Source organism: Paenibacillus amylolyticus, assembly GCF_003719335.1.
GTDB lineage: Bacteria > Bacillota > Bacilli > Paenibacillales > Paenibacillaceae > Paenibacillus > Paenibacillus amylolyticus_D.
Genome location: NZ_RIAS01000021.1, coordinates 1 through 12,399 on the forward strand (window position 1 = coordinate 1; position 12,399 = coordinate 12,399).

The following is a 12,399-nucleotide window of genomic DNA, read 5'->3' on the forward strand; positions in this document are numbered from 1 at the left end:
AGGATCAAACTCTCCAATAAAGTTATTGAAAAGAGCGATAAGCTCATTTTGAATCTGACGAGATTAAAAATCTCATTTGTGTTCCAGTTTTCATACAGCCAGATGGCATGTACCAAAAACCTTCACGTCATTCTGCAAGCAGAATGTTTACTCACTCGTTGTTCAGTTTTCAAAGATCAAACTTGTTTAGTTACCTTTACTCATTCGCATCAGTAACTTTTATATCATATCACTTCCGAACCAACTTTGCAAGCTTTTTTTGAAGTTTCTTTCGAAGCTTTCTTAATTCACTGCTTGCCGCACCGTGTTAATTGTGTTTTCTTGGCCGGAATTAGAATATACCATGTATAGAAGTTGAATGCAAGTTTTTTTTCTAAATTCATATCATATCTTGAAACTTAACTTTAGTTGGCTCATATAATCACTAAATTTACTTATAAACGATGATCTATGAACGACTAATTAAAAATTAAGAGGAGACCCTCTCGTTATGAGAAGGTCTTCCCACCTATAAATCTAGATACGTATTCAACCGAGTACTTCCTGTATATATAACTGTCTTTGTTGCATTAGATTGATAATCGATCCTTCTACAGATACCATTGGCCGTGTAGGATGATTTCGATCCGAGAAGATAATTTCCCCAATTTGGCTATTACTCAGTTTTACCCGAATCCCATTATGAATTTGAGTGGAGCGCTGTACAAACACATTCACAATAGAAGGTTCAAGCTTACCAAATGCCTCGCTTTGAATTTGTTCCAACACCAGATATGGAGATTGAGCCTTTCGATAGACCTTCTCCAGGGTCATTGCATGGAAAATATCTGCAATAGCTACGATTTTGGCATAGATATGAATCTGCGTACCGGTAAGTTGCAGGGGATAACCCGATCCATCCACTTTTTCATGATGCTGCAGTGCTGCGAGTCTTGCACCCTCATTAATCGCTTTAGCCTGTTTAAGAATCTGATAACCATATTTACTGTGTTGCCTGATTTCCTCCTGCTCCTCGGCTGTTAGAGAAGAAGGTTTATGAAGAATCTGCGGATCAACCTTGTTATTACCGATATCATGGAACAATCCAGCAAAGGCAACCTGCATCCAATCCTTGGAGGGAAGATCGATCCACTGAGCCAGTTGATAGGATGTAATTGCGCTCAGCACGGCATGGTGATATACATAATCATGCTCTTTCATATTGCGTGGAGTGAAGGTGAGCACATTATATTGCTTGAGATGCATGAACAGAGCCTCAAGTTGTGTCCGTAACTCATAAACGGGCAATTCGGCAGCCAATGAGGAGAGAAAGGCGTTTTTAGTCAACGTAACCATTTTCTCGTATTCGTCCTGAAGCGTAATAACCGGAGCTGAAACCATTGTACTTGTCCGATCACCATTCTTCTCAGCGACGGCTGTTCCTAATGCTCCGCCGGGTCCAGTTGCTCCTTTGGAACCACCACTGCTAGTTCCTGTCCTGTCTTGTTCGATATCTACCTGATGAATCATAAACGCCCTGAGGACTTCCATATCTTTGGGTAAAATAATTTTACCCTTTTGAAGCAACACATTGCCACGCAACGTCTGCACATCACTTCCCAACTTCAGTCCTGGTTTGACTTCTGACAGGGTAATTAATCCCATAGTGATTCCCCTCACTCATCGTTCTTCTTAAGATGATGACAATACAAGACCATAGTCCCGGTTTCTCATGTTATTTCCCATTATATTACTCAGAAAACAGGCTGTACATCCTAGATTTTGAAGCTTCCATCATTTCATCTGTACATATCAAAAAGGCCCCCATAAAGGGAGCCTTTCCTATCCTGTTCCAATCTTCTGAACGATTTGATAAACAAGATACCTATGTTATTCTTCCGAACCTGAATCATCACCTTGAACATCAGCTTCGGCCTCAGATGTCATGTTCTCTTCCAGATTTGACTCTGTAAGAGAAGACACCCCAGCTTCCATTGCTTCAATGTTATCTTCGTCGGGTTCTTCTTCATTTTTATCGATGCGGCTCACGGTAGCCACAGCGTCTTCCTCACGGATATGAATCAGCTTCACACCCTGTGTATAACGACCCATGGTTGAGATGCCATCCATGCTCATCCGAATCAATGTACCACTGGATGTGATAATCATCAGATCCTCTTCGGTTTTAACCATTTTGAGGCTGACAACAGCACCATTCTTCTCGGTAACATTGATCGTCTTGATCCCTTTACCGCCACGGGTTTGCATCCGGTAATCACTAACTGGAGTCCGTTTACCGTATCCTTTGGCTGTAACGATCAGAACATCCAAATCAGAATCTACGACATCCATACCGATAACTGCATCCTGATCATCAAGCGTGATACCCTTAACCCCGGTAGCGCTACGTCCCATAGAACGCACATTACCTTCCGAGAAGCGAATAGACATTCCATGAGCTGTACCCATAATAATCTCTTGCTGCCCGTCCGTCAGTTTCACATCAATCAGGCTGTCATCATCACGCAAGGAAATCCCGATGAGACCACCTTTACGGATATTGGTGTAATCTTCAAGCGGCGTTTTCTTCACTACACCCTGACGTGTTGCAAAGAACAGATACTTGTCGCTCTCGAATTCCTGTACCGGAATAACCGCATTGACGGATTCTCCCTGCTCAATCTGAATCAGATTGATAATCGGTGTCCCGCGCGCTGTCCGTCCAAGCTCCGGAATCTCGTAGGCTTTCAACCGGTATACTTTACCTTTATCCGTGAAGAACATCAGGTAATTGTGAGAGTTGGTTACGAAAAGATGCTCGACAAAGTCAGTATCCTTCGTGTCCATCCCTACAACACCACGTCCTCCGCGTTTTTGACTACGGTAGGTAGATACAGGCAGACGTTTAACGTAACCCGTATGGGTAATCGTGATGATTACTTCTTCGCGTGGAATCAGATCCTCATCCAGAATACTCTCTTCCCCAACCGTGATCTCGGTGCGGCGATCGTCACCAAAGCGCTCACGGATCTCTTGTAGCTCTGTACTGATAATCTCAAGTACAAGATGCTCATTAGCCAAAATTTCGCGATACTCGCTGATTTTGACCATCAATTCGTTGTACTCGTTCTCGATCCGTTCACGTTCCAAACCTGTCAGACGTTGCAGACGCATATCCAGAATCGCCTGCGCCTGGTCATGACTGAGTGAGAAACGCTCAATCAAACCTTCTCTAGCGGCATCTGTATTGCTGGATGAACGGATCAACGTAATAATCTCGTCGATGTGATCCAATGCAATACGCAAACCTTCCAGAATGTGAGCACGAGCTTCCGCTTTTCTCAGTTCGAATTGTGTACGACGACGAATAACCTCGATCTGATGCTGCAAATAGTGATACAACACTTCACGCAGATTCAAAATCTTCGGTTCTTTATTTACAATTGCCAGCATGTTAATGCCGAACGTGGACTGCATCGATGTATGCTTGTACAGATTGTTCAGTACAACCCCAGGGTTAACGTCCCTGCGAAGCTCTATCACAATCCGCATACCGTTACGGTCAGATTCATCACGAAGGTCGGTAATGCCATCGATCTTTTTGTCACGAACCAACTCAGCAATTTTCTCTACGAGCCTGGCTTTATTCACCTGGTACGGAAGCTCTGTAACAACGATTCGAGCTTTGTTGTTGTTCTCCTCGATATTCGTTCTGGCACGCATCGTTACCGATCCGCGTCCAGTCTGGTAAGCCTGACGAATGCCTGAGCGTCCCAGAATATAACCGGAAGTAGGGAAGTCTGGCCCCTGAATATAATCCATCAATTCCATGGATGTAATGTCTGGATTTTGGATCATGGCCTGTACGCCGTCAATAACCTCGCCCAAATTATGAGGGGGAATATTGGTAGCCATACCTACGGCGATCCCACCGACCCCGTTAACAAGCAAGTTAGGAAAACGAGACGGCAGAACAACGGGTTCACTTTCTTCACCATCATAATTCGGTTGGAAGTCAATCGTATCTTTGTTGATATCTCTGAGCATTTCCATTGCAATTTTGGACAAACGTGCCTCAGTATAACGCATCGCTGCAGCCATATCGCCATCGACTGAACCGAAGTTACCGTGACCATCCACGTGCATGTAACGCAGGGAGAAGTCTTGAGCCATCCGTACCATCGTCTCGTAAACGGCAGAGTCACCGTGCGGGTGATACTTACCGATAACTTCGCCGACGATTCTGGCTGATTTTTTATGTGGTTTATCAGGTGTCATGCCAAGCTCCGACATTGCGTACAGGATACGCCGGTGAACCGGCTTCAATCCATCACGCACATCTGGCAGGGCACGGCTCACAATGATGCTCATCGCATAATCCATAAACGATTCACGCATCTCGACGCCAATATCCCGATCTTTAATCTGCGAGTTCATTTCTTCCGCCATGCTGGACCTCCTTCTTGTCCTTCAACAAACGTTCCAAATCAATCATTTCCAAAAAATTAATATATGTGAAAAGCCTAACAAGGCTAAAACCGCGCAAGAACGCTACTCTTTATTATATTACTTTCACAAAAGTTACACAATTAAACGTCCGCTGGGCAATAGCCTTTCTTCCGGGAACTTGAGCGTGTCTGGGGGTTCGCCCTGCCTTCCTCTGCAATTGCACATACAATGCTAGAAAAGCGGCATATGTACTGTCCAATCAAGGCTAGAGCCGTTCCCGCGTGGCAATCAAACTGCAATTTTATTGGCTGACAGCACAAATCGCCATATTCCTCTATTATACCACTGAAATCATCTCTTGTCCTTTGATTTTCTGCATAATGTCCCTCAGCACAACGGATCAAAACCAAGAAAGGACTGATGCACATGAGTATCCAGCGTGTCTCCAGCAAATGGACTAAAACGGCCATTTTGCAACGCAGTCGTCATGTCAATGAATATATACCAGTGACCCGAAAATATAGCTCGCAAACACTAGAACGAATGACCGAGTTATTCCCAGCAAATTTTATTAAGCCCGACCGGGGAACTTACGGTAATGGGGTGATGCGGGTAAGGACAGTTCGCACCTCAATAGAAGTCCCTCGTTCCGCAGATTCAACAACCGAATCCACAAGTGATGAAGCTCCCGATGAATCCACCTCACCCGATTCGGTAGACTCAGATCTTAATCCTCCAACCATGTCCGATCTGACGACCTATCATCTGCAACATGGAACAGAAGAGCGAGTCTTTCATTCGCTCACAGAACTTGAGAACGCATTGAACGAACGTATTCAGAAACGTGACTACATTATTCAACAGGGCATTCCGCTGATGACACATGGGGGATTACCTTTTGACCTGCGTGTATTAACCCAGAAGAACCCACAGCACAGCTGGGAAACGACAGGTATACTGGGACGGGTTGCTGCACCAGGTAAAATCATTACCAATATCCACGGAGGCGGCCGTCTGGCCACCTTTGAAGAACTTGTACTCCCGCAACTCAAAAGGGAAGGATATCAAAAGCTTGAGCACGAATTGCGCCGCCTCGGTATTCATACTGCTGTCCAATTGCAAAGTTCTTTTCCCAGACTCAAAGAGATCGGGATTGATATCGCTTTGGATGACCACGGGCGGCCCTGGATCCTGGAGGTTAATACACTGCCAGGCATCTACGCCTTCGGTCTGCTTCCAGATAAGGCGGCTTATCGTAAGATCAAACGTTATGCCATTGCTTATGGACGCTTACCCTCCAAAAAGGGCAAAACGAAAAAGGCAACTTCTAAAGCTTCCAAAGCGCAAGCTTCAGCCGTTAAACGACGGACAGTCAGATAAATAAGCGCATAGCCTCTCATAATATAAAAAAGGCGCCCTCACAGGCGCCTCTTCGCAACTCGTTAAATATCGAGGTTTTTCACGTATTTTGCATTCTCCTGGATGAAGTCACGACGAGGTTCGACGTTATCTCCCATCAAGGTGTCGAACATGGCATCCGCGAGCATCGCATCGCTAATCGATACTTGCAACATCGTACGGCTTTCCGGGTCCATCGTGGTTTCCCACAGCTGTCCGGCATTCATCTCGCCCAGACCTTTGTACCGCTGAATGTTGAACTTGGCGTTCTCACCCAAGGAAGCGATAATCTCGTCACGCTCTTTCTCGGAGCCTGCATAACGAATGACTTTGTTACGCTCAATCTTGAAGAGTGGTGGCTGTGCAATATATACGTAACCAGCCTCAATGATTTTGCGCATGTAACGATACAAGAATGTCAGCAACAGTGTCCGGATATGGGCACCATCAACGTCGGCATCGGTCATCAGGATAATTTTGTGATAACGTGCTTTGGAAATGTCGAAATCATCGCCGATCCCTGTTCCCATCGCTGTGATAATCGCACGAATCTCGGCATTGCCCAGAATACGGTCAAGGCGTGCCTTTTCCACGTTCAGAATCTTACCACGAAGCGGCAAAATCGCTTGGAAGTGACGGTCACGACCCTGTTTGGCTGAACCGCCGGCAGAGTCCCCTTCGACGATGTACAATTCACTGATGGATGCATCTTTGGATGAACAGTCCGCCAGCTTACCCGGCAGCGAGCTGACTTCAAGCGCGCCTTTACGGCGTGTCAGTTCACGAGCTTTACGAGCCGCTTCACGGGCACGGGCAGCCTGCAATCCTTTTTCCAAAATACGACGGGATACGGAAGGATTCTCCTCCAAGAACTCCTGCAGCTTCTCTGCAAACAAAGACTCCACAATACCACGTACTTCACTGTTTCCGAGCTTTGTTTTCGTTTGTCCTTCGAATTGCGGTTCCGGGATTTTGACCGAAATAATGGCCGTCAGACCTTCACGCACATCGTCACCAGACAGATTGCCGGTGCTATCCTTGATTACACCCGCTTTACGGGCATAGTCATTAATAATCCGTGTAAGTGCACTCTTAAAACCGGACTCGTGCGTTCCACCTTCATGGGTGTTGATATTGTTGGCAAAGGAATAAATATTCTCGGTGTAGTTGTCATTGTATTGCAGTGCAACCTCCACCTGAATGTTATCCCGCGAACCTTCAACGTAGATCGGATTCTCATGCAGCACTTCACGCTTTTGATTCAGGAAAGATACATACTCAATGATCCCTCCCTCGTACATGAAGGAATTGGTTGCACCAGTACGCTCATCCGTTAACGTTAGACCAATGCCTTTGTTCAAGAAAGCCAGCTCACGGACACGTGTAAGCAATGTTTCGTAGTCATATACAGTCGTTTCTGTAAAAATTTCAGGATCGGGATGGAACGTTACAGTCGTTCCTGTCTCGTCTGTTGTACCGATCACTTTGAGGTCATATTGCGGAGCACCGCGGCGGTATTCCTGCTGATGGATATGACCATCCCGTTTTACAGTGACGACCACTTTCTCAGAGAGTGCGTTGACAACGGATACACCTACACCATGCAAACCACCGGATACCTTATACCCGCCTCCGCCGAATTTACCCCCTGCATGGAGAACAGTCATAACGACTTCCAGAGCTGGACGTTTCATTTTGGCATGTTCGCCAACTGGAATACCCCGTCCATTATCCACAACGGTTACGCTGTTGTCTTCATGGATACTGATTTCGATATGATCACAGTAACCCGCCAGCGCTTCATCGATACTGTTGTCCACTACTTCCCAGACCAGATGATGCAGACCTTTGGCACTGGTGGAACCGATGTACATCCCCGGACGTTTACGTACGGCTTCCAGTCCTTCAAGGACCTGAATTTCATTCGCATCATATGACGGTTGATTCATAGACATGCCTTTCACCTACTTCTATAGATTCAATATCTTGAATATGCGTTAACTTAAGAATATTAGCAGACATAGGAGTTTTCTCTTGAATATCCGCTATAGATCAGGAAAATGGTGAGCACGCTTCTTAAGCGTGGCAGAGGAGATCGGTGAGTAATACACAATGTTTTTCGTCACCACAATGGACTTTGCTTCCTCTTCACCGATATGTTCAACGGTTTTCTCCTGTTCGGCATGTGTAACATACTGCTTGGATATTTTTGAGGATTTCTCAATCGATATATCAAAAATAGCAACCAACTCAGAAGAACGGATGATTTTTTCACCGCCCAGATGAATGTACATAAGCCCTCACTCCTTAGCGTTCCACCTGTCCGGCATGAACGTGATAGATACTAGCGTCTTTAAGCTTGTCAACGTTCAGGCTCTCAATTCCCGTAGCAGTAATAAAAGTCTGTACCTTGCTTTGGAATGTTTCGATCAGCTGGGTCTGACGAAAAGGATCGAGTTCGGATAATACGTCATCCAGCAACAGAACCGGATATTCTCCGATCTCTTCATGAATCAGTTCAATCTCCGCAAGCTTAAGAGACAACGCTGTCGTGCGCTGCTGCCCCTGAGAGCCGTACGTTTGTACTTCCCGTTCGTTAATGAAAAAGGACAGGTCATCCCGATGTGGCCCACTCAGCGTTGTGCCTCGGCGAATCTCCTGCTCTTTCATTTGTGATAATTTTATCATAAATTGCTCCATTAAGACAGCTTCATCTTCCTCAGCGGCTTCGCTGAAGGAAGGAAGGTAGGCCAGACGCAGGACTTCTCCACCTCCAGTAATCCCCTGATGGATCGTTTCTGCCCATTTTTGAAGTTTCTTTATGAATTGTTTCCTTTTTTTGACGATTTTAACACCGTGCTCTGCAAGCTGTTCGTTCCAGATCTCCAGCATCGCTTGAGCCGAATCCCCTTTTCCCCACAGTTGCTTGAGCAAATTATTCCGCTGCACCAGCACCTTCTGATACTGCTGCAGATGATAGAGATAACCTGGAGCCACTTGCCCGATCTCCATGTCAAGGAACCGGCGGCGTACCCCCGGTGTGCCTTTGACAATCTCGAGATCTTCAGGGGCAAACATCACCACATTGAGAGAACCGACAAAATCGCTTAATTTACGCTGCTCCAGACCGTTAATCTTTGCCTTTTTCCCTTGCTGTGATAAAGACAGTTCCAGCTTAACTGCTCCGTATTTTTTGTCGACCTCGGCGGTGAGCCTTGACCGTTCTTCCCCGAATCGGATCAATTCCTTATCTCGGGAGGTGCGGTGGCTCTTGGTTAGTGCCAGCACAAAAATAGCCTCGGCCAGATTGGTCTTGCCCTGAGCGTTTTGTCCAATCAACAGATTGACGGGTCCAAACGAATCCAGCTTCAGATGCTCATAATTGCGGTATTGCTGCAACTCTATGCTGTTTACAAACACGCGTTAACCTCCCTTTTATCCCGTCCGTCAGGAGGCAGCAGGATTGCACCTTGTTTTCTACTCTGCAACCACTTCGAACGTTCCTTCTCCGTCTACCTCAACGATATCCCCAGGGTATAACTTCCGTCCACGGCGTTCTTCAGCCTCTTTATTCACACGAACAAGTCCTTCTTGGAGGAGGGCTTTCGCCATACCTCCGGTAGGGATGCAGTCTGCGAGTTTCAAAAATTGGTCAAGCTTAATATATTCCGTACGAATCGATACTTGCTTCATCGTGTGATCTTCCTTTCGTTAGTTGGTCGTCCGATAAGGCAGGATGACGTATAGGCTCTGACTGTCGTCCAGTGGTTTCAGGATAATCGGACTCATTACACCGGTAAAGGCAATCATCAGTTGCTCACTTTCCACCACTTTCAGTACATCCAGCATGTATTTGGAGTTAAACGAGATTTTAAGCGGATCACCCGTAAATTCAGCCGGTTCGATCTCTTCTCGTACTTTACCAAGCTCGGAGGAGCTGGAGGATATTTCAATCGTGCCGGAGTCCATCGTCTGCATGCGCACAATGTTTGTTTTTTCCTCACGCGACAGCAAATAAGCCCGGTCAATCGATTCACTTAATTTTTTTGTGTCCAAAACAAGTTCTGTTTTGTATGACGTTGGAATAATTCTAGAAGTATCCGGATATGTTCCGTCCAAAATACGGGAATAGAACAATACGCGGTCAATTTTAAACAAGACCTGATTATCTGCGACAACGATATCCACAAGTGTGTTCTGGTCAGGAACGATTTTACTCAGCTCGTTCAGTGTTTTACCAGAAATGACGACGTTGTTGAAACGGATACCCTCTGCATTATCCAGCATTGCCGAGCGTGTAGCAAGACGATGACGGTCCGTTGCCACGAATTTCAACTCGTTGTCACCAAGACTCCAGAGTACACCTGTCAGAATCGGTGTCGTTTCATGGGTGGAAATGGAGAACACAGTTTGTTTAATCATATTTTTCAGCAAATCTCCAGGAATGGAGACTGTTTGGTTCTCTTCAATGCTTGGCAGTACCGGGAACTCTTCCGGGTCCAGACCTACAAGTTGAATCTCCGTTGCTCCTGCAGATATAAACGTGTTGAAGTTTTCTTTGACTTCCATATGCACTTCCTGGGAAGGCAACTTTTTAATGATCTCTACGAAAAATTTGGCTGGAAGAACAACGCTGCCTGGTTGCTCTACTTGAACAACACTTTTGTCTCCCTCTTCAAGCGGGATAAACGACTGGATCGAGATATCTGTGTCACTTGCTGTCAACGTTACACCTTGGTGATTTACGTCGAATTTGATACCGCCCAGAATAGGAATCGTCGTACGACTGGAGATCGCTTTGGATACTTGTTGAATAGATTCGTTAAGATAACTTTTCATTATGCTGATTTTCATGGTTTCACTCCTAGCGGATTTTTTAGATGTCTTTTGGTTTTGATCTGGTCTTAAAAAGGTGTTTATCGAAAGGCCGAAGGCCGTGCTTTGCAACGGCTTTTTGGAGAAGATATCTTTAGATCTTTATAGTAATAATAGTAATAGGGGCACTGAATATGTGGATAAGTAGGGTTAAACCCATAAAATTAAGCCTATCCACATGTGTACACGTTGTGCATAGGCTTGGGACTTGTTCAGGTTGGATTCTTAATTTTTTCGGTTAAGCTGTTGATAACTTTATAGAGATCCTGATCGTTCTTGATCGCTTGAGAGATTTTTTCATGGGCATGAATGACCGTGGTATGATCTCGTCCTCCAAAAGCATCCCCGATTTTGGGCAGAGAAAAGTCTGTCAATTCACGAGAGAGATACATAGCGATCTGTCTAGGAAAAGCAACAGCTTTCGTCCGTTTCCGTGCTTTGAAATCTTCAAGCTTGAGGCTGTAGTATTCGCCGACCTTTTGTTGGATGTCTTGAATTGTGATCATTTTGGGACGGCTGGAAGGAATGATATCCTTCAGTGCTTCAGCTGCCAGATGAGAACTAACGTCCTGATTGGTCAGTGAAGAGTAAGCAACGACACGAATCAGAGCTCCTTCAAGCTCCCGGATGTTCGTATCGATCTGGTTCGCGATGTACATCATCGCTTCATTTGGAATATCCAGATTCTCCGCACGCGCTTTTTTACGCAAAATCGCAATCCGCGTCTCCAGATCAGGAGGCTGAATATCCGTAATTAATCCCCATTCAAACCGAGAGCGAAGCCGCTCCTCCAGAGTTGGAATTTCCTTCGGCGGTCTGTCGCTGGAGATGATGATCTGCTTCCGTTCCTCATGCAGCGCATTAAACGTATGGAAAAATTCCTCTTGTGTTGATTCTTTCCCGGCAAGGAACTGAATATCATCAATAAGCAGAATATCTACGCTCCGGTACTTGTTACGGAAGCTTTCACCGCGATTATCACGGATGGAGTTGATGAACTCATTCGTGAATTTCTCAGATGACAAATAAACCACCTTGCTACTCGGATTATGCTCCAAAATATAATGTCCGATGGCATGCATCAAGTGGGTTTTGCCAAGTCCTACGCCTCCATATAGAAAAAGAGGATTGTAGGCTTTGGCGGGCGCCTCAGCGACCGCCAGCGATGCGGCGTGGGCAAAACGGTTACCCGGCCCAATGACAAAGGTGTCGAACGTATATTTAGGATTCAGCATGCTAAGCACGGCTTCTTCCTGAACAACTGTCGGCGTCGGCGCCGGCAGTTGCGGATCTGGTTCTACAGGTTTGTTCTCCTCGATGACAAATTTCACATCGACCTGTTTGCCAAGCAGTTCATAGACCGTCGAACCAACCAGTTTGGTGTAACGGCTCTCCAACCATTCGACGGCAAACGTGGTTGGGGCGGAGATGACGATCGTCCGATCGTTCAGCTTGGTAGCCTTGGTTGCTTTGAACCAGGTGTCGAAGCTGGGTTTGCTGAGTTTATTTTGTATGATTGATAGAATTTGCTGCCATAAATCAGAAGTATGGCTGTCCACAGACTGTCACTCCTTTTACATGTTCCAAGTGTGGCTTAAGCCATGATGCAGTGTCGAAATACGAGATATATTGCCGAATTTATCCCCAAACTCCCGCAGTTCAAAAACAAAAAAAGAAGGAACAACGGAAAATTGTTCA

9 protein-coding genes are annotated in these 12,399 nt (G+C 45.7%); 1 reads left to right on the forward strand and 8 read right to left on the reverse strand.

Annotated features, from left to right (window positions below; all coding sequences use genetic code 11):
• Nucleotides 1–528 precede the first annotated feature (528 nt).
• A complete protein-coding gene (locus tag EC604_RS26240; RefSeq protein WP_123066982.1) occupies nt 529–1,644 on the reverse strand; it encodes an HD-GYP domain-containing protein in 1,116 nt (371 codons plus the stop codon).
• 225 nt (nt 1,645–1,869) lie between these two features.
• A complete protein-coding gene (gene gyrA, locus EC604_RS26245; protein ID WP_123066983.1) occupies nt 1,870–4,428 on the reverse strand; it encodes a DNA gyrase subunit A in 2,559 nt (852 codons plus the stop codon).
• A 426-nt stretch (nt 4,429–4,854) separates the two neighbouring features.
• Here gyrA and EC604_RS26250 point away from each other — a divergent pair, with 426 nt between their 5' ends.
• A complete protein-coding gene (locus EC604_RS26250; protein ID WP_161557061.1) occupies nt 4,855–5,808 on the forward strand; it encodes a YheC/YheD family protein in 954 nt (317 codons plus the stop codon).
• Nucleotides 5,809–5,870: 62 nt separating this feature from the next.
• Here the strand turns inward: EC604_RS26250 and gyrB are convergent, their stop codons facing one another.
• From gyrB to dnaA, 6 genes are all read right to left on the reverse strand, one after another.
• Nucleotides 5,871–7,781: a DNA topoisomerase (ATP-hydrolyzing) subunit B gene (gyrB, locus tag EC604_RS26255; protein ID WP_123066985.1), complete on the reverse strand. Its 1,911-nt coding sequence runs from the start codon at nt 7,779–7,781 to the stop codon at nt 5,871–5,873.
• Nucleotides 7,782–7,871: 90 nt separating this feature from the next.
• Nucleotides 7,872–8,120 carry an extracellular matrix regulator RemB gene (remB, locus tag EC604_RS26260; RefSeq protein ID WP_090923610.1) on the reverse strand — a complete coding sequence of 83 codons (249 nt, stop codon included), beginning with the start codon at nt 8,118–8,120 and terminating at the stop codon, nt 7,872–7,874.
• 13 nt (nt 8,121–8,133) lie between these two features.
• Complete coding sequence (recF, locus tag EC604_RS26265) at nt 8,134–9,246, reverse strand: DNA replication/repair protein RecF (RefSeq protein WP_123066986.1); 1,113 nt, start codon at nt 9,244–9,246, stop codon at nt 8,134–8,136.
• A 57-nt stretch (nt 9,247–9,303) separates the two neighbouring features.
• Nucleotides 9,304–9,519, reverse strand: coding sequence for a S4 domain-containing protein YaaA (gene yaaA, locus EC604_RS26270; protein WP_090923608.1), 216 nt, complete (start codon nt 9,517–9,519; stop codon nt 9,304–9,306).
• A gap of 18 nt (nt 9,520–9,537) precedes the next feature.
• Complete coding sequence (gene dnaN / locus EC604_RS26275) at nt 9,538–10,680, reverse strand: DNA polymerase III subunit beta (RefSeq protein ID WP_123066987.1); 1,143 nt, start codon at nt 10,678–10,680, stop codon at nt 9,538–9,540.
• A gap of 233 nt (nt 10,681–10,913) precedes the next feature.
• Nucleotides 10,914–12,260: a chromosomal replication initiator protein DnaA gene (dnaA, locus tag EC604_RS26280; RefSeq protein ID WP_123066988.1), complete on the reverse strand. Its 1,347-nt coding sequence runs from the start codon at nt 12,258–12,260 to the stop codon at nt 10,914–10,916.
• Between the last annotated feature and the right edge of the window lie 139 nt (nt 12,261–12,399).